The following is a 23,086-nucleotide window of genomic DNA, read 5'->3' on the forward strand; positions in this document are numbered from 1 at the left end:
AACAAACGGGACGGAGGCAATTAAGCAGAACTATTTGCATCGCGATCAACCGGCTGCTTTCAGCCAGAAGCGGACATCGCCTAATTCGCCCCGGGCACGGCGTATGGATCGAGATCTGCCAATGCCATCGTCGCGGCCATCTTTTCGGGCGAAATCAGCAACCGTTGGCTGGCAAACTTGCGCGCGCAACGTGCGGCCAAGACCGAAAAGGCGTGGCGCAGCGTTCGACCACCGTCGGATTCCAGCGCAGCGAACAGCGGCGCCTCCTTGCGAGGCGGCAGTATCTTGTCGACAACGGTGTCGCAGCGCATCCACGCATCGGTATGGCGCGTGGCGACGTTGATCAATTGAAATTCCAGGGCAAGGTGCGGTTGTCCCTGTTTCCTCATCGCGTAAACGTGCTGCCATGCCAGCGTGCGGACGTCCAGGATGAAGTCGACGTCTGGGTGCAGCGCGGCGATACGTTTCGGGCGCGTTTCGTCCGTCTGCGTGGTATCGACCGCGCGCGGCTGCAGTCCGTAGGCGTCGCGCAGTGCGGTGGCCAGCAAATCACGTGCGACGACGCTGGGGTCCGTCAGTTCGTTGCTCGTCTTGAATCCCTCGTCCTTCACTTTCGCCAGGGCGGGGTGCACCAGGACACCGGCCCACACCGCGCCGCGATCCGTTCGGATGTAAGGCGTTGGCGCATGCAGCGTGATCGCCATCGTCTTGCCTTGCATCGAAAGAATGTCGATCGCCGTCAGGTGCGTGCGGTCCTGGATGCGCGCGGCGGGCGCCGGGAACGCGAGCGCGACAATCGAGAGCGCGCATGCCATCGAAAGCATTGGACGCCGAGTCCGGATATTCGTCGAGTCCACGCGCAAGTTCCCCAAACTGCTCAGTGATGCGCCAAGTTTACCAAGGCCCTGTTATCCGACCCCGAGAAACCGCCACGGATTCACATCGTAGACCGGCCGATGCAGTGCGATCAGCATGAACCAGAGCAGCACGCCGATGGCGATGCGCCATAGCCCGATCTCGGCGAAGGCGAAGTGGTTGCGGCCCTGGCGGATCGCCGCGAACGGCAGGATCGAAGTGACGCGGGCGAACGCGGCCCATTGCCCGGGCGCGCGCCTGGCGTACTTGGCGTCGAGGCTGAACATGCCGGCGACGGCCACGGCGAGAAAGGCGCCGGTGAAGATCGCGCCACCCAGCGTGCCAATGACGATCATGTGCGCGGCCGCCCACAGCGCGAACGACCACAGCATCGGATAGCGCGTCACGCGCAGGATGCCGATCGCCGGCGTCTCGGACATCAGCGCGCGGGCACCTGCGACCGACGTGGGATTGGGCACCGTCAACGCACTGACCAGCAGCACGGTGGCCGGGATCAACAGCAGGATGCACAGCACCACCAGCCAACCCGGCGCCTGCCACAGGACGCGCACCGGCCCGGCCGCGCCCCAGGCCAGCCCGAGCCAGACGATATTGGCGACGGAGACCAGCGAGAACGCGCCGCGGAAACCGCGTTCGCCCAACACCTGGACGAATCGTTCGCGCAGCGTGGTGCCGGCGATCCCGATATGCACGAAGACCCACACGACTGCGGCAGCGATGAGCGAGGCGAGTTCCGGTGTCATGGGCGGAGTCCTTCTGGACGTGGCGGGGTCACCTGTCCGCGATCTTAGGCCGCTTTGTGGACGAAGGAACGGAGGGAAATGGCCCCCGCTTAATGACCTCCGTCCCCTTTGTTTATGCCCTTTGTTTATGCGCTTGGGTCTACGGGCGAGCAGGCGGAACGCCGGTCGCGATCCGCGCATGCGAAACTCGGCCGCAGATCCGGACACGAAGGGTAGGCGCCATGGAAGAGGCCCCGCACGCGGTCCCCGTCACTCAATGGCTGGCCCGCGCCCGAGCAGGTGAGGCCGGCGCGCTCGATGCCGCCTACGCGGCGGTCTATGACGAACTGAAGCGCGCCGCGCGGTTGCAGCTGCGGCGCATGCGCGACGCCTTCGAGACCACCGCGCTGGTGCACGAGGCCTACCTCAAGCTGGCCGGCGGCGCACAACTGGCGGCGCTCGACCGCGACCACCTGCTGGCGCTGTCCGCTCGCGCCATGCGACAGGTATTGGTGGACGACGCGCGCGTGCGTAAGGCGGACAAACGCGGCGGCGGGCAGCAAGCGTTGACGCTGACCGAACGACTGGACGCAGGCGAGCGCGCGGTGGTCGAAGTGCTGGCGCTGGATGAACTGCTGCAGGCGCTGCACCGGGCCGACGAACGCGCCGCGCAGATCGTCGAGCTGCGCTACTTCGGCGGCTACTCGGAAACCGAGATCGCACAGATGTTGGGCATTAGCGACCGCACCCTGCGCCGCGACTGGCGCAGGGCCCGGGCCTTCCTGCTCGCGGAGATGGGCAGATGATCGATACCGAACGCCGGCGCCGTGCACTGGCGGTCTTCGACGAGGTGGCCGACCTCGCGGATCCAGAGCGCGAAGAACGGCTCGCCGAACTGTGCGCAGGCGATGCGCAGCTGCTCGCGCAGGCGCGGGCGCTGCTGGCGGCAGATGCGGGCGACGCGGAACCGTTCCGCGGCAATGCGGCATCGTGGGGCGACGCGCTGGGGAGCGATGTCGATACGACCGATCCGATGCTGGGTCGCACGATCGGCGCCTGGCGCCTGGTCGAGGTGATCGGCCGCGGCGGCATGGGCGCGGTGTATGCGGCGGAACGCAGCGACGGTGCGTATGCGCAGCAGGCGGCGCTCAAGCTGATCCGCGCCAGCGCCGATTCGCCCGCCGCACGCGAGCGCTTCCTGCGCGAGCGACAGATCCTCGCCCAGCTGCAGCACCCCAATATCGCCATCCTGCTCGACGGCGGCATCAGCGCCGGGGGCGAGCCGTACTTCGTCATGGAGCGGGTGGATGGTGAACCGATCGATCGCTGGTGCGATGCGCGGCGACTCGGACTGCGCGAGCGCGCCATCCTGTTCCTGCAAGTGCTGGACGCGGTGCGTTACGCCCACCGCAACCTGGTGGTGCATCGCGACCTGAAGCCATCCAACCTGCTGGTGGACGCGGACGGACGGGTCAAGCTGCTCGACTTCGGCATCGCCAAGCAGCTCGAAGGAACCGATGTCACCAATACCCACGATCGCGCGCTGACCTTCGAATACGCCTCGCCCGAGCAGCTGCACGACGCGCCGATCACCACCGCCACCGACCTGTGGCAGCTGGGCGTGATCCTGCATCGCCTGTTCTCGGGCGCGCACCCCTTCGGATTGACCCGCGACACACCGGTGGCGAAGCAGCTGCAGCAGCTGGAACGCGAGCCCGAACCGCTGACCCGCGCCGCCGCGCACGCCAACGCGGAACAGGCCGCGCAACGCGGCAGCCATACACCGGCTTCGTTGTCGCGCGCGCTGCGCGGCAACCTGGCGCAGATCGTCCAGGCCTGCCTCCGGCGCGACCCGGAGGCGCGCTATGCCTCCGCCGACGCGCTGGCGAACGATCTACGCGCGTGGCTGGACGACCGCCCGATCGCCGCCACGCAGCTGTCGCGCAATGAACGTGCACGACTGTGGCTGCGCCGCAACCGCACGCTGGCGGTGTCGGCCGCCGCGATCGCGCTGGCACTGCTGGCCGGCACCGGCGTGGCGCTGTGGCAAGCGCACGAAGCGCGCGAGCAAGCCCGCATCGCCGGACGTGAGAACGCCAATGCCCGTGCCGCGTTGGGCTTCCTCACCGACACCCTGGCCGCGGCAGCGCCGGAGCGGGCAATGAACACCGAGGTCAGCGTGCGCCAGCTGCTGGACAAAGCACGCGCCGAACTGGACAAACGCAGCGTCGTCGAACCGCGGGTACGACAACCCATCCAGCGAATGTTGGGACATCTGTACTACTCGTTGGGCGAACCGACGATAGCCATCGATCTTTACGAGGCGGGATTGCGGGGCCTGGAACCGCAGGATCGCGAACAGGCGCTGGGAGTCGCAGATGACTTGTCCGGCCTTGTCGATGCGCTCGGCGCACTGGAACGTGGCAAGGAGAGCTTGGCGGCGGCCCAGCGTGCAGCGGCGTTGCGCGCGCGCTTTGCCCCGAACGACCCGGAACAGCGATTGCGCGCATTGAATACGCTGGGCTCGGCCCATTACAGCGCCAACGATCTTGATCGGGCGACGGAAGCCTGGCGCGAGGCACTGAAGGTAGCGGAAACGCTGCCGGCGCCGCCGGCGGACTTGACGATCAACGCCTACCAGATGCTGAGCCACTTGCTTGCGTTCAACGGCGACATTGCCCAATCGATGGAGCAAGCCGAACGCGGGTTGGCGTTCGCCGACAAGCAGGCCGTGCCGGCCGAATCCCCGTTGCGAGCCAGTCTGCTCCAGAACAAATCCATTGCCCTCCGGGGGAGCGGCGACTTGGCCGGTGCCGAAGCAGCGATTCGCCAAGCCATCGCCGTGCAGGAACGGAGCGCGGGCAAAGGCGGTACGTTGGTGTCTGTGCTGTACAACGACCTGGGCCTGACCCTCAGCGATCTGGGGCGCTATCGCGAGGCAATCGAGGCGCTACAACATTCGGACAGCCTCGAAGACGCTGCCACCGGGCCGGAAAACACCGCGATCAACCTGGTCAATCTCGGCCTGGTATGGGAGAGCGCAGGCAACTACCCGAAAGCACTGGCGCTCATGGAGGATGCGTTGGACACGCTGCGTCAGTCCGGCATGCCGGTGGACCAGGTGAGATACCGGATGACGGAGCGCAGTTACGCAAAATGCCTCGGATTGTCCGGCCGTTTCACCGAGGCGCAGGTGCGGCTGGAGCGTTTGCGAGCATTGGCTCGCGCACGCGATGGCAAAGACTCCTACGAGTACGCCCTCACCACGTTGTACCTGGCGCTCCTGGCGCAGCGCATGCGCAACCCGGATCAGGGCTTGCCGCTGCTGGAGGAATCAATGCCGTTGTGGTCGGCACTGGTTCCGACGCGCCACCGCGTGTTCGCGTTGGCGCATCGCCTCAGAGCCAGCTTCGCGAAGATGCAAGGCAACCTGGTGCTTGCCGAACGCGAGCAACGTGCAGCATTGGCCAGGCAACTCGTCGACAAGGCGCCTCCGATGGATGTCGCTTTTGCACGCGCGGAACTGGCGGGCATCCTTTTCGAGCGCGGCGACAGCACCGGGGCGCGAAGCCTGCTCAGCGAGGCATTGCCGGCCATGCGGCATTCGGTAGAACGACAACACGTCCAGCGCCTCGAAGCCGAGGCGCTGGCCCGCACGCTGGGCATCTGAGCGCATCGCAGCCGCTACAGCCGCGGCTGGTACACGCGCGGGTAGCACGGCCTCGAAGAACACCTGCCTGATCACCCGCCTCCTCATGCGGCGTCCGTGCCGCTGGTGCGGGGATATGCGGTAAACGCGTGCGATTCCGGACACTCGCGCAGCGCCGGATTTAATCCGGACGGCACAGCCGCGTGTCCGCCCTGCGGTCGTGTCCGGATTCTCCGCTGCATTTCGCATCCCATGAATGCCTCGTTCCCGGGGCGAAGGAAGACACCTCACATCGGAGAGCCATGATGATTGTTGTAAACCCCAAAGGGACTTCAAGGACACCCGCTTTTCTCGCAACGACCTTGCTTGCATCGGCACTGGCGTGCACCGCGCAGCCCGCTCGCGCTGCGGACCCCGAACTGCGCCATATCCGCATCTGCGACACGTCCGCCTGCTACTACGCATGGAACGTCGTCGACTCCGATCGCGACGGCGTCTGCGATGCCGACGAGATCGCCGTCGGCAGCGATCCGTACGACCCGAACAGCAAGCCTCCACTGAGCGTCGTCGTGGCGCTGCTCGGCAAGGGACTGCTGCCGACCTACGAGTTCGGCGTCGGCAAGGTCATCGTCTATCCGGACAAGCTCCAATCCACGATCGAAGCCGGGCTGAAAGATCCACTCGCGGCCTTCCCGATGGGCAAGCGCGCGGACGCAATGTCGCTGATCGGCCTGCCGACGGAGCTGATGGCCGAACACGGCTTCGATGTCGAGCACGACGGAATCACGCTCACCCTGCAACATGATCAGAAGAGCGGTTTGCCGGAGGCGCGCATGGGTGGCGTCGTGATCAGCCTGATCAGTGCCGACGACGGTGAAGATCCGGTGCTCAATGACGTTACCGAGATATACAACTACGACGACGGCTCCACCGGCTACCTGCTCGACAACGGCGACTTTCTCTACGACGGCGCCGACGGCCACGGCCTACGCCAGGACAAAGATGGAAACATCATCGACGACTGGTACGTCAATCCGGACGCAGACACCGGCACCGGCGAACCAACGCCGGAACAGTTTGCAGCGTGGAAGCGCGTCCAGAACGCCACCAAACGCACCGTAGTGAACCGCGAGCCGATCGGCGGCGAAGATCCCTCGACCATTGTCGATCGGGGCGATCACATCATCCTGATCGATCCCGAGTACAGCGACTACGTCGGCATCGAATCCGGCCCGCCGCAGATCGACCGTGCCGAGCCTGAGTTGCATCCCGGTTTGCCCAACCCACTGGAAGCCGCCTGCACGAAGTGCCCGTGACCGCCACACCGTAAACGCGGGGGGCTCAAGCCCGCTCGCAACGCGACGGGGCGGAGGCAACTCAATCACCTCCGCCCTTCCTTCGACCGATGCGCCACGCCTCGGTCTACTCCCAAGGTGCATCACTTCGACGACAAGGACTTCTGCATGCGCAATCTATGTCGGCCACTCATCCTGGCTTCGCTCCTGCTGTCGCTGACCGGATGTCCGGATCCCGTTGTCCGGGATTCGGCCGCAGCTCTGGACCGCGAGCAGTTTGGAATTTCGGTTCTCTCGGTGAACCTGCTGGATGCCCTGAACACGCCAAGGGCAAGCTCGACGGGAGTGCCGTGGCAAACGCGGTATACGCGCATCTCCGACTGGATGACGCAGACCGGCAACTTCCCTGACGTGATCGTCCTGCAGGAAGCACCCGGTTACTGGTCATGCGCCGGCAACGGGCGGCAGTTGCCCGATTACGCGGCGATTGACTTCCTGCTGGACGGAATCCGCATGGCCAGCGGCGAGCAATACCGGGTGGCCTACCTGATCGGCGGAACACCGCATGGCAGCCACGGTAGTGACTGGATGGGGACGGCCAGCGTGGGAGGCTGCTCCACGCAAGGGGAAAGGGCTTTGCTGTACCGGCCCAGTCGCCTCAGGAATGTCATCACCTCACCGGGTTCCGGCGACACGGTTGTGTCGGCGTACCAGATCCCGTTGCAGTCGACGTACCTCGCACGCAGCCTGCAGTGCTGCCACCCGGCAGCCGATCGCACCGACGTCTGCTCGGTCATCGATGGTCCGCTCAGCACGCCGATGGCCGGCGAATATGAGGGCGCCATTGGAACCTGCGCCACGCCGCTGGGCGCCGCCTTTGCACGGAGCCGGTTGGCAACGCAGGGCGAGAATCGCCAACGGCCTACCACGGACGCCGTTTTCACTCGTTTCGAGCTGGTCAACCAGCCGGGCAACTTCGTGCACATCTACAACGTGCACCGTGGCTGGAACCAGGACTGGGAAGATCGCCATCACACGCCAGCGCCCCAGGTGGAGGACTTCGGATCACAGAACATCAATGCGCTGGTGACGGACATGGAAGGTCGGTTCCGCCGTGGGGACGTTCTGTATCCACCGATCCTTGTCGGCGACTTCAACGTTGGGCTCCCCGCCCCTGGCGAAACCTTCCCTCTGCTGACTTCCTACTTCCCGAGGTTCGATATCGGAGACTTCTTCCGCATCGATGGCGTCATGTTCGGGAAGGCCGCGGATTTCCCTTCCAAACGTCCTGCATACGCAAACCTGATGCAGCACATGCCATCAGACAATTGCGAAGACCCGGCCACGCTCTGGTCGGATCATTGCGGCATCTACTTCCGCGTCGAACCTTCGAGAAGGTAGGCCGGCGAATCCGCGCGGTGTCAGAGACGCTTTTCGAAAGTGCCTCTGGCACCATTCTTCCGGTTTGTCCTTCAATCGCGCCTGAGATTGCGCGCAGCCGCGGTCGCGGCCTGCAGGACGCGGATGTATGCCGCGCGGATCCTCGCCGCTTGGCCTGCAGCGGCCTCCAGCCCCTCGATATACGACGCCACCAACGCCGGCGCGTTGTGCTGGTCGCCCAGCTCGCCCATCGTCTTGGCCACGGCATCGCGCAGATGCCAGTCCACGTTCACGCCCTTCTCTGCTTCGTTGGCGAGGTCGACAATGCGCAGCAGATGCGGCGTCACGAGACCGACGACGGTGGCTTTCATCCATTCAATCCTGCTTTTGGAACGCCGCAAGGCTAACGCAGCGGGCGTGCCGGCAGTAGCCCCTCCGACGCGCCTGCCGGACCGCTCCCCTTTTGCTGCGATCGCGGCACCCGCACCATGCGGTCGAGCAGATGTTCCATCGTCGCGGCCATGTCCGTGCACCGGCCGGTATGCACCGGGGAGGTCTGGATGATCGCGCTGCGTTTGGCCGTGAGCCAATGGAAGCGCGCGCGCAGCGGTAGTTGGCCGATGGGGCCGCTGTCGGGACCGCCGCGGCAGATGGCGGGAAAGCTGGCGAGATGGCGGCGCACGGCATCGAGATCGATGGCCGGGTCGAGCGCGCGCACGCGGGCTTCATCGAGCTCGACGCGCGCGTCGAGGTAACGCGTTGCCTCGCACGAGAGGATGATGCCGACGTTGACGAACTCCTCGCGCTCCACGCGCGGCACCACGCGGATCACCGCATAGTCGTAGCTGTCATGCGCGCGCATCGGTGGCCTCCTGCGCAAAGCGTCGCGGCTGCGCCAGTCGCTGCACGAGATAGTCGGTGTAGGCCGCGCGCTGAGTAGCGGCATCGGCGAAGGCATCGGGGCCTTGCAGCCACGCGTCGGGAACACTGGCGACGATGCCGGAGATCACCTCCGGCGTGAGCGTCGCGGCCATCGCCGCATCGACATCGCCGATGCCACCGGCCCATGGCAGCAGCACATGCTCGCGGATCAGCGGAAATCCGCGGCCGGGGTCGGCATCGGTGCCGTTCCAGCCGTGATGGAAGTACAGCGCTGCACCGTGGTCGATCAGGTAGAGCCGGTTGTGCCACATCATCAGATTGGGATTGCGCGCACTGCGATCGACGTTGCTGATGTAGGCATCGAACCACACGATGCGCGAAGCCAGCATCGCGTCGGGTTGCTCGACGACCGGATCGAAGTTGATGGCGCCGGGCAGGTAGTCCAATGCGAGATTGAGGCCGGCGCTGGCGCGGATCAGGTCCTGGATCTCGGGGTCGGGCTCGGTGCGGGCGAGGTCGGGATCGAGTTCGACGAACACGATCTCCGGCACAGGCAAGCCCAGCACACGGGCGAGGCTGCCGGCGATCCATTCCGCCACCAGCGCCTTTGGGCCCTGTCCGGCGCCGCGGAACTTGAGCACGTACAGGCCATCGTCATCGGCTTCGATCACGGCGGGCATGGAACCGCCCTCGCGTAGGGGCGTGACGTAGCGGGCGGCGGTGACGGTGCGTGGAGTCATCGCGCAAGCATACTGGGCGAAGCGGTGCGCCAGCATCTCGTTGTACGTCAGGCCGCGCCCAGAAGGCGTCAGAGAAACTTTTGTATTCAAGTGCAAATCACAAATGTGCTCTGACCCTCTTTCATCATCCGGCCCCGAGAAACCGCCACGGATTCACGTCGTAGACCGGCCGATGCAATGCGATCAGCATGAACCAGAGCAGCACGCCGACGACCATGCGCCATAGCCCGATCTCGGCGAAGGCGAAGTGGTTGCGGCCCTGGCGGATCGCCGCGAACGGCAGGATCGAAGTGACGCGGGCGAACGCGGCCCATGGCTCGGGCGCGCGCCTGGCGTATTTGGCGTCGAGGCTGAACATGCCGGCGACGGCCACGGCGAGAAAGGCGCCGGTGAAGATCGCGCCACCCAGCGTGCCGATGACGATCATGTGCGCGGCCGCCCACAGCGCGAACGACCACAGCATCGGATAGCGCGTCACGCGCAGGATGCCGATCGCCGGCGTCTCGGACATCAGCGCGCGGGCACCTGCGACCGACGTGGGATTGGGCACCGTCAACGCACAGACCAGCAGCACTGTGGCCGGGATCAACAGTAGGATGCACAGCACCACCAGCCAGCCCGGCGCCTGCCACAGCACGCGCACCGGCCCCGCCGCGCCCCAGGCCAGGCCGAGCCAGACGATATTGGCGACGGAGACCAGCGAGAACGCGCCGCGGAAACCGCGTTCGCCCAACACCCGGACGAATCGATCGCGCAGCGTGGTGCCGGCGATCCCGATATGCACGAAGACCCACACCACTGCGGCGGCGATGAGCGAGGCGAGTTCCGGTGTCATGGACGGAGTCCTTCTGGACGTGGCGGGTTCGCCTGTCCGCGATCTTAGGCCGCTTTGTGAACGAAGGAACGGAGGGAAATGACCCCCGCTTAATGACCTCCGTCCCCTTTATTCCGAAGAGCACCCGGGTGCGCTGCGCTTACCCGGGCTACGCTGGCTGTCATCAACGAAAAATCTGCAGCAACTCGGAGATGCGTCTTTCCTGTGCGGGCTCGAACTCCAGGCCAAGATGATTGGCGGCCACACGCGTCACATGCCCCTGCAGCATGATTGGACAGTCGGGGTCGTCCAGGAAGAACACGCTCAGCGAAGCCCCGGCGGCAGGCGTCCAATGGTCGGGCAGCCCCACTCGCGCGCCACCTGCGGAGATATCGAATATTTCCGCCCTATGCCCAGAGCCATTGGGCGTGATCATGACCGCCCCGGAAACCGCCCGGCGTTGCGTGCGGCGTTGTTCGATGGCCATGCGCTCACCTCCCGAAAGGAACCCCCTCTTTCCGAACGCCAGTGGCGGGAAGAAGCGGCCGCATGCGCATATGAACCCGCCCCTCCTCCCTCCTCCTCCCACACGGTGGGGAGATCGAAACGGCCGGCAGGCCAAGAGCTCGTAGGGCGCATTAGCCGACGGCGTAATGCGCCGAATGAGGTGACTCCGCAGATCAATGCGGCGCAATGCGCTTCGCTTATTACGCCCTACGTGGGCTGTCCGGACGCTCCGATGATTCGCGTGTTCCCAATAACGCGGCGCAACCAAGGAGTCGGAGATGGCAGCCACCCAACTAACGGGTTTGGAAAGGGACTACTTCCTGGCCAAAGCCAGCGACCTCGCTTACCTAAGCGAGGCGCCCCTGCAAGACGTCCTGGATCGCCTCCGGGCCGATTTCGGGCCCGAATGGAACGCGTTTCCCGGTGCATTCGCTTCAAAGCTCTCCGGCGTTCCAAACCTCTTCTACTACGCGTTCATCAATCACGCCAGCCGCGAACTCGTGCTGGCCTTCAAGGGGTCCGACCGACCGTTTTCACAAGATGGCCTGACAGACTGGTTGATCAACAACATGCTCCTTGCAAAGACTCCGATTGACTGGACGGCCTTTGCTTCGATGAATGCCCACGCCGCGCAGGGATTCCTGCTGGGCTGGACCGCCGGCCGCGTTTCCGTGCGCACCGAGCTGGATGCCATCACAACCTATTCGACGATCCACCCCGGAGCCTGGTCGTTGTACATCACCGGCCACAGCCTGGGCGGCGCGCTGGCGCAGCTGTGCTTCGCGGACTTGATCGGCGAGTTGGCGAACGTGGCGCCGGATGATCCACAGTTCGACAAGTACTCACGCGCACTCAGCTTCATCACCGAGGTCTACCTGTGTACCTTCGCGGCGCCCAACGTGGGAGACCAGGGCTTCTCGGATGCGCTCGCGCTGTTCACACGGACCCTGGCCCAACGGCAGCGCAAGGTGGACGGTTCCGTATATGAGTTGCCCAACGAATTCCTGGGCATCTACTGGGCCAATGAACAGCTCGAGAGATTTTGCGGCCTGGTTCCTCTGTTCTACGCCCAATCCCTTTCAGGGCAACACCCGAAGTACTCGGACAACCCGTACTTTCCGCAAATCCTGAACACTGGTCATTCGATGGGTGCCTACGTGAAAGCGCTCCAGACGCTGCGCAATGCGGCGCCCCAGCCGATGCCCCGGAGCGTTTCCAAGATCACCTTCACTTCGAAATCGCTGTTGATGACCGGCGCCTGCGACGTGAGCCTCTCGATCATGCACGGGAACGAGCCGGGAACCCAGGCGGCGAGGACGATCGTGGACCCCACGTCAAAGTCGCTGAAGCTCGAACGCGATTACTCCAGGGCGCAATCATCAGAGGACCACATCCCGTGGACGTCGAACGACCGGCTCCAGCTTTCGTTCCTGCCTTCCGTGCCCTCGCCAAAATTCGAACTGGTGCTGTTCGACTCGGTGCTGCTGTTTGACGACCGGGAGGTGGCGCGCATCGACTTGATTCGCGTCGATTCCTTCAACTCCACCTATCTGATCGGGCCGACCGCCTGAGGCTGGTGCCCACGTCCGCTCTTCTGCAAAGGAGCAAAGGGACGGAGGTAATTAGGCCTGCTTAATTACCTCCGTCCCCTTTGTTTCGGAAGTAGCTCCCGCTTAATTACCTCCGTCCCCTTGTTTCCGTCAGCCTAAAGGGCGCCGGGTAAATTAGAAGAAAGAGCTCAGATCCCTTTATGGTGAAAAAGAGAAATCACCGTTTAAGGGGTCGGAGAACATAGGCGTTCTAAGCGCTAATGTTCTCTGACCCCTTATTCGTAACTACCTCCGTCCCCTTATTTCCCACCAAGTTGGAGGTAGGCGGGTGCGACACGACGCGTGGGTCTCGCGGGGCGACTGAACGAGTGCTGGCAAAACCCACGCAGCGCCGCAAGAATAAGGCGAGCTAACAGCCTCGTGGACGGTGGTCGATGCTTCTTTACAAGTACAAGGGTGCGAGCGAGCTTCTGCACTTGCTCGATATTGCCGTTCACGAGCGCCTTTTCTGCCAAGAGTACTCGCTGCTAAACGATCCTTTTGAGGGGCAGTTTCGCAGTATCACGCACTACACGAATATCGCGAACTTCGCGCATGGCAACTTCAATCCATATCCATTGCGACACCCCGGGCGGGTGAATTATCACAATGTGGGCGAATTGCTTGTTCCGGGTGGGACGAAAGTTTGCAGCCTATCGGCCACATCCACAGACGTGCGCATGTGGTCGCTCTATGCCGAGAGTCATTTTGGGGTCGCCATCGAGATCGACTTCACAGATGCTGAGAACCGTGTTCGACGAGTGGAGTACGTGGACGATCTGCCAAAGCTCGGTATGACGATACTTGCGGGCGCAACCCCTGAGCAGGTTCTTTCATACAAGACAACTCACTGGGCGTATGAGCAGGAGTATCGAATCATCGGCCCTGATAAGTACTACGAGATTGACGGCAGGATTCGACGCGTGATTGTTGGCCTGCGCGCACGGGATGATTTTGTGCTGCTTCTAAAGAAGGTCATGCATCCGCGCGTCACCATCGCCAAAGCCAAACTCGATCATGAGGGCGTGGCCATACAGGTCGACGAAGTGCTGCACGAAGGCGTACCCGATTAAGGCCACCAAGTGGCGGCGAAACGTTGGCGGCCTTGATCGGCGTTAACGGGTCCAGAGAAAATTTCCGTTTCAAACACAAATGTTCTCTGACTCCTTTTTTCGATATCCCATACGGCGCAATTCCCTTTGGCTATTGCGCCCTACGCGGACTGACCTTTTTATTCTCTTTGCTCTTCGGCTTTAGCCTTCATTTCTGTCCTGATCGCCCTCTTTGCATCTTTCACTCGTATAACTGAAATGACTGGAGGAAACTTCGGATGCATCATGTTGGTATCCGAACCAACGAGCCACAACAAGGCTTTGACATGTGCGACGTTAATTCCGCAACTCGCGAGACGACGGAAGAAAGAGTTCTCCAAGTCGAAGTAACGTCGCAAAGGGTGATCTTCCGAAGAGACCATCGTCTGGTAGCAGAGATAGCTGGCTTCATAAACAGTCAACTGCGCAGCTGCCATGTCCCAATATGGCTGAGGATCGGCATCCCGAGGACAATGTTCGGCAATCCAACGAACGAGACAAGAGACAGTTTCAACATACCGCGCCTGTCTCCCCAGCCCATTTTGAATGCCCTTTGAGAGCGACCAGAAATAAATGACGCGATATGGCTCTGTGGCGGGGAATTCACCTAAATTTAGCTGCTTCAGATGATCGCGCAAGCGCTTAAGCCGAGCCGCCAATAGGTCAATTCCACGAATCTCCTCTTTTGTTTCCGCATTTCGATGCATCAGCGAGTTCAGATTTTCTCGCACCAAGCCCAACAGCTGAAAGAAGGAATCGTCAAATTTCTGCTGATCGAATAACGCAGACTGACGACGTAGTTCAGCCTGCGTGCTATTGAGTTCCTCTTGCTGAATCTTCAACTGCCGTTGCTGGTACATAAGAGTCACAAGCACACCGGCAAATCCCAGCCCAGAAAACAGTGCATTTAGGGCGCCAAAACTATCGCCGAACAACCCTCCATTCGCGAGCGATACCAAGTCTATTGGCCAAATCGCCGCCAATAGTGAGATCGCGAATGCAGCAAAAATACCCAGAACAATGACAAATGGGAGGAACAACAATCGGTCTTTCTCTTTTAGAAACTGATTGATTGTGAGCATAAATTGCGTGATCCAAGAAAGAGGTCTGCGCTTCAGCGTCTTTAGTGGACTGGCTTGGATATGTGTTCAATCATTTGTTCACGCGGGGATTCGATATTGTCGAAACCCGACGTGTCCCGGCAGCCCCCGTCAAGCACATTCAGGCTTCTGGCCATCCGACCGATCCCATAACTAAGCAATGAGAGATCGAGCGGATCAATCCCTGGCGGCTGATGATCGATGTACTTGGGAATGGCTTGTTTTTTTAACTCCGGCAGGCGATTGATCGCGGCGAAAGCTATTCGATGAAGCTCTAGAACATCTGGCACTTTGTTCGCCTCAACACCGAGGATGAGTTCATTCATGCTCGCCCAGTGCTCTAACGCCGTGCGGGCCTCCACTTCGGCAGCGTCAATTGCCCTCGGGAGGCGTTCGGCCTGATATGCCCAGACTTCCTCGTCCGGAGGGGACTCGACTATCTTGTCTTTGATCATGAGCATTCGCGTCGCTGACGAATGGTCGATGAGATGCCGTATCTGTGACAGCGCAAGATGAAGCGGACTGAATATTCGCATGGTGATCGGAATCAGTTCGCGTTGGCGCTTAATTGTCTGGTGCTGCCACAGCCAGAATGCACCGGCAACCGCCAGGACGGTAGAACCAAGAGCGGCGGCCACTTCTGCCGCGTTTTGCTCCAAGGGTCGCAACAGGGGCAGACGTAGGAATACAGCAATTAGGAAGCCAAAAGCTGCGCCCACCATAAAGACTAGACCCGTCCGCATCATCCACCTCGATTGATCCTGCCCTGAATCAAGAACAAAGACTGCATGGTGTCAGATGAAATCTCCGCTTGGATATCAAGCAGTATCAGGGCGCAGCTCGCCATGCCGTTGAAAAATTGAGTTCCCGCGAAAGAGAAAACGTATTGATGCAGGTAAGGCCAAAACCCTGGCAGACATCCGGGATATGCTTGTTCTGCCTTTGCTTACTAGGCTTTGAAACCTCGGTAGTGACAACACAACGATTGTGACGATCCGACAACGCGTATGAGATAAGAAACGGATCACGACCAATCTGTTCGATCTCGCTATCGCTGAGATTATTCGCATACCCATCATTCACAACCTGAGCCACTAGCACCGGGTCCGCTTCCTCTGCCAGCAACAAATCATTCTTCACTTCTTCAGAAGTGATCCAATCAAAAAGAAGATCGCGACCTTCCTCTTCCGGCCCGTCTTTGATCTCTTCAAATATTTCTTGCGGAACTTTGATTTTTCCAAGACGCGCTTGATGCTGGAGCCAATCCCAGAACTCTGGAACTCGGTCGATTGGGTAATAAGTCGTGTGCGCAGTGATCAGCACGCTCGCATCGAGGAGGTAGATCACTACGCTCCCCTTTGTAGCAACGAACGCATGTCGTTAACTAGCGGCTCGACATTGCGTGGCTTGACGCCCAAGATCTTCGCGGCTTTCGACGGCGTCAACTCTCCATCATCTAGTTGTTGCCTTACCAAGCCGATAAGCGCGTTTCCAAGCCTATGCCTTCGAACAACGTAGTAACTGGGTCCACTACTGTCGTCTTCGCGTGCCTGCGCGCGCGCTCGTAACCGTTCTCTTCGCCATAAATCACGGAAGCGCACCCGCAACTGTTCCCACATCTCTCGCGAAATGCGCCTAGCAGTAAAGAGCCTATACGCAACCATCGAATAGCTCAGGTTTCGAGGCCGCGCAAATCTGGCGATCTCTGCACTTACTACATCCGCCCCTGCCAGTGGGGGCAGGTCGATAACCTGTAAATCCTCAACTGGCAGAAGTATTTCACTAGCAACATCGTTGCAGAACCTTTCAATCGTTGATGCCGGGTTAGCGCCACTGATTCCCGTTTGCCCCAGCCACAAATGTGCAAGTTCGTGAAGCAAGGTAAATGACCATGCTGCCTTTGCATCTTGGTCATTGATGACAACGAAAGGAGCGATCTGGTCGGCGAGTGCAAATCCCCGGAAGACTTCTGGCTCAAGTGCCGTGTGATGGCTACCCAAATTTCCTATCAACAGAACAAAAATGCCCTGATCCTCAACCAACTCTCTCAGTACTGCGAAAGCCGTCTCGGGGTTTGGTTGCCTACGAAATTCATCTCGGTCGAACGATAGCGTTTGTTGGATTTTATTAGCCACTGCAGTAACGCCATCAGCAATGTTACTGGAGTCAATGAAACGCAAAGTGGACGCGTCCTCTTCCAGGGTTGCGCGAACCATTTGTTGGCGTGCACGAACATCGCGCAACAGTGCATCAACCAATGCGTCTGAGCTTTCGTCACGACCTTCAGGCAAAGTCCTGAAGTCTTGCCCCCTGTCCCCTCTTGCGGGTACTTCCGACAAGTAAAACGAAAGCAAAGGACGGCGGTACTGCTTCGCCATTTTCAGTAGGAGTGGTCGCGTCGGTTCTATTTCGCCCGATTCCAACGCACTCAGACGATCAGCAGCTTCTATGCCTCGCGCAGTAACAATACCGATCTTGCGCGCAGCTTCCTCAGGAGACAGACCGGCTGTCTCCCGCGCCCAAACCAAAATGGATGGATTGACTCTAGGCATACGTCTCTATTTTGCGCTCTAGCAGTCTCGTTACACGAGACTACCAGTCTCCCGGAGGCAGAGCCTACACCCCGACCGGATTCGGCTTTCTCACTCAGGGGGCAGATTGCTCTATCGTCATGCCCCCTAGTCAATCGCTGCGATGACCCGCCCCTGACAGGCTTGAGAGCCCTAGGAGTCAGAATTTTGGAAGCACCTGCTCCATCAACAACTTCGCCGTCAACTTATGCGGCTGCTGGACGTTGTAGTTGGTGGTGGTGATGACGACCACCAACCGTTCGGCGGGGAACACCTGCACGCTGTTGCCGCCGGAGCCGTTCATCGCGAACGATTTCCACGTCTTGTCCTTCACCGGGAACTGCATCAGCCACCACAGGTAGCCGTACTCGATGCCGTCGTCGACGCGTGCGTGCGGCTGCGTCGATGCCTGCACCCAGGCGGCGGGGATCAGTTGCTTGCCCTGATGCTTGCCGCCGTCCAGGTACAGCTGCCCCAGTGCGAGCAGGTCGCGGCTGCGTAGACCGAGGCCGCCGCCGGCTTGCGGCACGCCCAGCGGCGAGAATTGCCATTCGGGTTTGTCGATGCCGAGCGGCGCGAACAGGCGGCGTTGCGCGTAGGCGTCGAGGCGTTCGCCGGTGGCGCCCTGCAGTGCGGCGCCGAGGGTGGTGACGCCGGCGGTGCAGTAGCGGAAGTTGCGTCCGTACGGGGCGTCTGCCGGCTTCGGCATCCATGCGGGAAACCCCTGGATGGGCAGGTCGAGGTAGAACTTGACCCAGTCCTCGACCAGGTACATGCGCTCCTCGTTGCCGCGCGAATACTGGTTCTCGTCGTGGCATTCGAGCAGCGACGACATCGTCATCAGGTCTTCGAACGTGATCCTGGCTTTGCGCGGATCGTCGTTCTCGATGGGCTGCGTGTAGTGGAGGTACGGCAGCATGGGCGCCTGCGCATTCGGCAGCTTGCCATCGGCGATGGCCAGGCCAGTGAGCATGCCGGCGATGGTCTTGGTCGCGGACCGGGTGTTGCGCCGCGCTTCGGCGCCGCCCTCATCGAAATAGTGTTCGTACACGAGCTTGCCGTCCTTGGCGATCAGGACGCTGGTGATGTCCTTAAACTCGCCGGCCTCGACCTTTTGCGTGAGCTCGTCGAATCGCGTGGCGTCGTCTGCCGCGCTTGCTGCGATCGGCGCGATGCCGCAGACCAGCGCGGTCAGGAAGGTGAGGCTGTTGGGAAGTCGCATGCGTGGCTCCAGTGGGATGCGCACACCCTAGCAGCCGACCCGGACATTGCCTTGTATGTTTTGAACCTGGCGCGTGCGGCTGACGCTGCGCCTGTTGCGAACGACGGTCAGGCCAGCGCGCGGTACTGCGCCGGGGTGTAGCGGTAGGCGCGTCGGAACGCGTGGGTGAAATGGCTTTGATCGACGAAGCCGCATGCCGCCGCGATGTCGGCGATGGCGATGCGACGGTCGTGCAGCATGGCGACGGCTTGTTCCATCCGGCAGCGCCGCAGGTATTCGCCGGGGGAACAGCCATAGCTGCGGCGGAAGGCGCGCGCCAGGTAGACCGGATGGACATCGACGGTGCGGGCCAGTTCGCCGAGCCGCGGTGTGTGCATCCAGTCGTCGTGGAGCTGTTCGCGCGCGCGCTCGAGCCAGGCGGGGCCGCCCTTGTGCGCAAGCTGGTGTTCCGTCGCGGCGGCGTCCAGCAATTCCTCGAACGCGGCTTCGACGACAAGCGGCGATGCGCCGTCCCATTGCCGCAGTTCCTGCCACAACCGGGTCGCGCGGATCAGCGCCGAGGGCGACAGCTTCAACGCATCCTGCGGCAGGTCGCGTTCTTCGGTGACGGCGCGCCAGGCTTCGCCGGGAATCGACAACGTGAAAAAACGCCCGTCGAGCCCGCGAAAGCAATCGCGATGCGTGGTGCCCGGGGGATTGAGCACCAGCGCGCGGGTCGCGCACACCCCGGGCATTCCGCGCGCGCTGCTCAGGTAGGCCCCTTCGAGCAGCAACAGGAAATGCGCATCCTCATGCGTGTGGGTCACGATCTCGTGCTCGGGCACGGTCGGCCGCAATTCGGCCAACGCCAGATCGCCGACCTGGCATTGCGCGCGATAGTCGCCGTAGAAGCGGCCGCGTCCGAGTTGGGTGATCGGGCTCATAGCGCGTTGCGATCACCGCTCCGGTTGATCAACGACTTGCGGTAACACGCTTCGCTGCAGTTTTGGCCACTCGCTTCGGTGTCACCATCTTGCTCTTGGCGGTTCCCGCTTTTTTCTTTTTCTGCACGATAGCCAATCGATAGCCAAGCGCATTGACGACGCGCATGACCGTGGCAAATTCCGGGTTCCCTTCGCTGCTCAGCGCCTTGTAAAGCCCTGCGCGGGTCGTTTGCGATTTGCCGGCGATGTCTTGCATGCCTTGCGCCCGGGCGACGGTACCCAGGGCCTTCTGGAAGAAGGCTGGATCGTTCTCTTCGAGCGCGGCTTCGAGATAGGCATCGATCGCTGCTTGCGAGGTGAGGTAATCCGCTGCGTCGAACTTGGATGTCTTGATGGCCATGATCTTGTCCCCTGCCCGGGCTACGACGGTCAAATGTTCTTTGCCATTTCCCTGGCGTGCTTGATGTCGGTCGGCTGGCTGCTCTTGTCGCCGCACAGCAACAACACGATGATTTCCGCACCGCGCCGCGTGTAGTAGACCCGGTAACCAGGCCCATAGTGGATGCGCGCTTCGATCACGCCGCCTCCGACCGACTTGGAGTCGCCGAGATTGCCGTCTTCCATCCTTTGAACTGCCAGGGCAATGCGCGCTTGCGCGACTGCGTCCGTCAGCCGTTTCAGTCGCCGGTCAAACTCCGAAGTGCGACGAATCTCCATTGCGGACGACGGTACCGAACGGCCGCAGGCTTGTCAACCATAGGAGACAAGACGGATAGGGAGAATGAAGCCTAGACAGTCACGGGATTCGGCTTCTCACTATCGATCTTGTACTGCTTGATCGCCCGCGCCACATCCTTGCCGGTCATCTTCCCTTCCGCCGCCAGTGCCGCAATCGCGGCATGGGCGATGTGGAAGCGGTCGACTTCGAAGTGGCGACGCAGGTTCGCACGCGTGTCGCTGCGGCCGAAGCCGTCGGTGCCGAGCACGGTGTAGTGCATCGGGACGAAGGCGCGGATCTGGTCGGCGAAGGCGCGCACGTAATCGGTCGCGGCGATGGCCGGGCCCTGGCGGCCTTCGAGCAGTTCGGTGACGTAGGCCTTGCGCGGGGTCTTCGCTTCGGGGTTGAGGCGGTTCCAGCGTTCGGCGTCGAAGCCGTCGCGACGCAGCTCGGTGAAGCTGGGGCAGGACCAGATGTCGGCGGTGACGCCGAAATCCTTGTCGAGCAGTTCGGCCGCGGCGATCGCTTCGCGCAGGATGGTGCCGCTGCCGAGCAGCTGCACGCGCAGCTCGCTCTTCTTCGGCTTGCCGTTGCCCTGCAACAGGTACATGCCCTTGATGATGCCGTCCGCCGCGCCTTCCGGCATGTCCGGGTGGGCGTAGTTCTCGTTCATCAGGGTGATGTAGTAGTACTCGTCGCGCTGCTCTTCGAGCATGCGCTGCATGCCGTGCTGCAGGATGACGGCGACTTCGAAAGCGAAGGTCGGATCGTAGGCGCGGCAGTTGGGAATCGCGCCGGCGAGCAGGTGCGAATGGCCGTCTTCGTGCTGCAGGCCTTCACCATTCAACGTGGTGCGGCCGGCGGTGGCACCGAGCAGGAAGCCCCGCGCGCGCATGTCGGCGGCCTGCCAGGCGCTGTCGCCGATGCGCTGGAAGCCGAACATCGAGTAGTAGATGTAGAACGGCAGCATCGGCAGATCGTTGGTGCTGTAGCTGGTCGCCGCCGCCATCCACGACGAGAACGCGCCGCACTCGGTGATGCCTTCTTCCAACACCTGGCCGGCGGCGTCTTCGCGGTAGTACATGAGCTGGTCGCGGTCGACCGGCTTGTACTTCTGCCCTTGCGGCGCGTAGATGCCGAGCTGGCGGAACATGCCTTCCATGCCGAAGGTGCGCGCTTCGTCGGCGACGATGGGCACGCAGCGCGGGCCGACCTGCTTGTCGCGCAGGACGATGCTCAGGCTCTGCACGAAGGCCATGGTGGTGCTGATCTCGCGGTCGCCGCTGCTCTTGAGCAGGCGGTCGAACACCTCGAGCTTCGGCGCTTCGAGCGTCTGGGTGCTCTTGCGGCGACGCTGCGGCAGGAAGCCGCCGAGGGCCTTGCGGCGCTCGTGCAGGTATTCGATTTCCGGCGACTTGTCGCCCGGGTGGTAGAACGGCACCGCGCCGTCGGCGAGCTGCGCATCGGTGACCGGGATGTTGAAGCGGTCGCGGAAGATGCGGACGGCTTCGTCGTCGAGCTTCTTGGTCTGGTGCGTGGGATTCAACGCTTCGCCCGCGGCGCCCATGCCGTAGCCCTTCACCGTCTTGGCGAGGATGACGGTGGGCTGGCCGGTGGTCTTCATCGCGGCGTCGTAGGCGGCGTAGACCTTGTGCGGATCGTGACCGCCGCGGTTGAGGCGCCAGATGTCGTCGTCGGACATGTTGGCGACGAGCGCGGCGGTTTCCGGATACTTGCCGAAGAAATTGTCGCGCGTGTACTTGCCGCCGAAGGCCTTGCAGTTCTGATACTCGCCGTCGACGGTTTCCATCATCAGCTTCTTCAGCATGCCGCTGGTGTCGCGCGCGAGGAGCGGATCCCAGTAGCTGCCCCAGACCACCTTCAGCACGTTCCAGCCGGCGCCGCGGAAGCTGCCTTCCAGTTCCTGGATGATCTTGCCGTTGCCGCGCACCGGGCCGTCGAGGCGCTGCAGGTTGCAGTTGATGACGAAGACGAGGTTGTCGAGGCCTTCGCGGCCGGCGACGGAAATCGCGCCGAGGCTTTCGGGCTCATCGGTTTCGCCGTCGCCGAGGAAGCACCACACCTTGCGATCGGTCTTCGGCATCAGGCCGCGGCCTTCGAGGTATTTCCAGTTGCGCGCCTGGTAGATGGCGGCGATCGGGCCCAGGCCCATCGACACGGTCGGCGTCTGCCAGTAGTCGGGCATCAGCCACGGATGCGGATAGGAGCTGATGCCGCGGCCGTCGACTTCCATGCGGAAGTTGTCGAGCTGCGATTCGTTGAGGCGGCCTTCGAGGAAGGAACGCGCGTAGATGCCGGGCGAGGAATGGCCCTGGATGTACAGCAGGTCGCCCGGATGGTCATCGCTGGGCGCGCGCCAGAAATGGTTGAAGCCGACGTCATAGAGGGTTGCCGCCGAGGCGAAGCTGGCGATGTGGCCGCCGAGGTCGCCGGGCTTGCGATTGGCGCGCACGACCATCGCGAGCGCGTTCCAGCGGATGATCGAACGGATGCGCCACTCGAGCGCGGCGTCGCCGGGCGACTTCGCTTCGAGGTGCGCGGGAATGGTGTTGATGTATTCGGTGGTCGGCGCGAACGGCAGGTGCGCGCCGGCGCGGCGGGTGAGTTCGACCATGTTCTCGAGCAACTGGTGCGCGCGGGTGGCGCCTTCGTTGTCGATGACCGCCTTGAGGGATTCGACCCACTCGCGGGTCTCGGTGGGGTCGGGGTCGTTCTGCAGCAGATCGTTCAGCCAATTCATGCGTGGGGGCTCCGCGCAGCCCGCTGGCTGCGCCCGTGTCGTTGGATTAGAGCCGGAATTCTAACAGGGCGGTATGACGGGACTGGGGCATGTTTTCTTGCGTAACTAATGGGGGTGGGTGGGGGGTTGGGTGGGGATAGGTTTCATTGGGGGTTGCAATCGCGACTTACGTCGCTCCCACAAGAGCACCGGGACCTGCGTTTGTGGGAGCGACGTAAGTCGCGATTGCCCCACCAGCAATTCCCTA

Annotated in this window: 22 protein-coding genes; 6 read left to right on the plus strand and 16 right to left on the minus strand. The window is 62.1% G+C overall.

Going from position 1 to position 23,086, the window contains the following annotated elements; all coding sequences use genetic code 11:
- Positions 1–80: 80 nt before the first annotated feature.
- Both MO486_RS11265 and MO486_RS11270 read right to left on the minus strand, forming a co-directional pair.
- Positions 81–815, minus strand: coding sequence for a hypothetical protein (locus MO486_RS11265; protein ID WP_242907551.1), 735 nt, complete (start codon positions 813–815; stop codon positions 81–83).
- Between the two features lie 93 nt (positions 816–908).
- A complete protein-coding gene (locus tag MO486_RS11270) occupies positions 909–1,619 on the minus strand; it encodes an NnrU family protein (protein ID WP_242907553.1) in 711 nt (236 codons plus the stop codon).
- A gap of 221 nt (positions 1,620–1,840) precedes the next feature.
- Here MO486_RS11270 and MO486_RS11275 point away from each other — a divergent pair, with 221 nt between their 5' ends.
- The 4 genes from MO486_RS11275 (at position 1,841) to MO486_RS11290 (ending at position 7,943) form a co-directional block, all read left to right on the plus strand.
- Positions 1,841–2,404, plus strand: a complete 564-nt coding sequence (locus MO486_RS11275) for an ECF-type sigma factor (RefSeq protein WP_242907555.1) — start codon at positions 1,841–1,843, stop codon at positions 2,402–2,404.
- Positions 2,401–5,268: a serine/threonine-protein kinase gene (locus MO486_RS11280; RefSeq protein WP_242907556.1), complete on the plus strand. Its 2,868-nt coding sequence runs from the start codon at positions 2,401–2,403 to the stop codon at positions 5,266–5,268. The genes MO486_RS11275 and MO486_RS11280 overlap by 4 nt, the downstream gene beginning before the upstream one ends.
- Positions 5,269–5,609: 341 nt before the next feature.
- A complete protein-coding gene (locus MO486_RS11285) occupies positions 5,610–6,563 on the plus strand; it encodes a hypothetical protein (protein ID WP_242907558.1) in 954 nt (317 codons plus the stop codon).
- Between the two features lie 117 nt (positions 6,564–6,680).
- A complete protein-coding gene (locus MO486_RS11290) occupies positions 6,681–7,943 on the plus strand; it encodes a hypothetical protein (RefSeq protein WP_242907560.1) in 1,263 nt (420 codons plus the stop codon).
- A gap of 71 nt (positions 7,944–8,014) precedes the next feature.
- Here the strand turns inward: MO486_RS11290 and MO486_RS11295 are convergent, their stop codons facing one another.
- From MO486_RS11295 to MO486_RS11315, 5 genes are all read right to left on the minus strand, one after another.
- Positions 8,015–8,293 carry a hypothetical protein gene (locus MO486_RS11295; RefSeq protein WP_242907562.1) on the minus strand — a complete coding sequence of 93 codons (279 nt, stop codon included), beginning with the start codon at positions 8,291–8,293 and terminating at the stop codon, positions 8,015–8,017.
- A gap of 32 nt (positions 8,294–8,325) precedes the next feature.
- Positions 8,326–8,784, minus strand: coding sequence for a DUF3037 domain-containing protein (locus tag MO486_RS11300; RefSeq protein ID WP_242907563.1), 459 nt, complete (start codon positions 8,782–8,784; stop codon positions 8,326–8,328).
- On the minus strand, positions 8,771–9,544 hold the full coding sequence (locus MO486_RS11305) for a HipA family kinase (protein WP_242907564.1): 774 nt from the start codon (positions 9,542–9,544) through the stop codon (positions 8,771–8,773). Before MO486_RS11305 ends, MO486_RS11300 begins: the two co-directional genes overlap by 14 nt.
- A 124-nt stretch (positions 9,545–9,668) precedes the next feature.
- A complete protein-coding gene (locus MO486_RS11310) occupies positions 9,669–10,379 on the minus strand; it encodes an NnrU family protein (protein ID WP_242907565.1) in 711 nt (236 codons plus the stop codon).
- Positions 10,380–10,542: 163 nt separating this feature from the next.
- Positions 10,543–10,845 carry a PilZ domain-containing protein gene (locus MO486_RS11315; protein ID WP_242907566.1) on the minus strand — a complete coding sequence of 101 codons (303 nt, stop codon included), beginning with the start codon at positions 10,843–10,845 and terminating at the stop codon, positions 10,543–10,545.
- A gap of 298 nt (positions 10,846–11,143) precedes the next feature.
- Between MO486_RS11315 and MO486_RS11320 the strand changes: the two genes are divergently transcribed.
- Entirely contained in the window at positions 11,144–12,436 is a 1,293-nt protein-coding gene (locus tag MO486_RS11320) for a lipase family protein (RefSeq protein ID WP_242907568.1), read from the plus strand.
- 413 nt (positions 12,437–12,849) lie between these two features.
- Positions 12,850–13,527, plus strand: coding sequence for a DUF2971 domain-containing protein (locus MO486_RS11325; RefSeq protein ID WP_242907570.1), 678 nt, complete (start codon positions 12,850–12,852; stop codon positions 13,525–13,527).
- A gap of 158 nt (positions 13,528–13,685) precedes the next feature.
- Here MO486_RS11325 and MO486_RS11330 read toward each other — a convergent pair whose 3' ends face one another.
- The 9 genes from MO486_RS11330 to aceE form a co-directional block, all read right to left on the minus strand.
- The gene (locus MO486_RS11330; protein ID WP_242907572.1) at positions 13,686–14,627 is read right to left on the minus strand and encodes a hypothetical protein; all 942 of its coding nucleotides are present in this window, start codon (positions 14,625–14,627) and stop codon (positions 13,686–13,688) included.
- Positions 14,628–14,668: 41 nt separating this feature from the next.
- Positions 14,669–15,388, minus strand: a complete 720-nt coding sequence (locus MO486_RS11335; RefSeq protein WP_242907575.1) for a hypothetical protein — start codon at positions 15,386–15,388, stop codon at positions 14,669–14,671.
- Positions 15,389–15,473: 85 nt separating this feature from the next.
- A complete protein-coding gene (locus MO486_RS11340; RefSeq protein WP_242907577.1) occupies positions 15,474–15,992 on the minus strand; it encodes a DUF4411 family protein in 519 nt (172 codons plus the stop codon).
- Complete coding sequence (locus MO486_RS11345; RefSeq protein ID WP_242907579.1) at positions 15,992–17,197, minus strand: XRE family transcriptional regulator; 1,206 nt, start codon at positions 17,195–17,197, stop codon at positions 15,992–15,994. The genes MO486_RS11340 and MO486_RS11345 overlap by 1 nt, the downstream gene beginning before the upstream one ends.
- A 178-nt stretch (positions 17,198–17,375) precedes the next feature.
- Positions 17,376–18,437 (minus strand): serine hydrolase, encoded by a 1,062-nt coding sequence (locus tag MO486_RS11350; protein WP_242907581.1) that lies wholly within the window; start codon positions 18,435–18,437, stop codon positions 17,376–17,378.
- A gap of 107 nt (positions 18,438–18,544) precedes the next feature.
- Complete coding sequence (locus MO486_RS11355; RefSeq protein ID WP_242907583.1) at positions 18,545–19,360, minus strand: AraC family transcriptional regulator; 816 nt, start codon at positions 19,358–19,360, stop codon at positions 18,545–18,547.
- Between the two features lie 28 nt (positions 19,361–19,388).
- A complete protein-coding gene (locus MO486_RS11360; protein ID WP_242907592.1) occupies positions 19,389–19,760 on the minus strand; it encodes an addiction module antidote protein in 372 nt (123 codons plus the stop codon).
- A gap of 29 nt (positions 19,761–19,789) precedes the next feature.
- Entirely contained in the window at positions 19,790–20,077 is a 288-nt protein-coding gene (locus MO486_RS11365; RefSeq protein WP_242907594.1) for a type II toxin-antitoxin system RelE/ParE family toxin, read from the minus strand.
- A 71-nt stretch (positions 20,078–20,148) separates the two neighbouring features.
- Positions 20,149–22,839: a pyruvate dehydrogenase (acetyl-transferring), homodimeric type gene (aceE, locus tag MO486_RS11370; protein ID WP_242907596.1), complete on the minus strand. Its 2,691-nt coding sequence runs from the start codon at positions 22,837–22,839 to the stop codon at positions 20,149–20,151.
- Between the last annotated feature and the right edge of the window lie 247 nt (positions 22,840–23,086).

The organism is Lysobacter sp. CFH 32150, assembly GCF_022758295.1.
Lineage (GTDB): Bacteria > Pseudomonadota > Gammaproteobacteria > Xanthomonadales > Xanthomonadaceae > CFH-32150.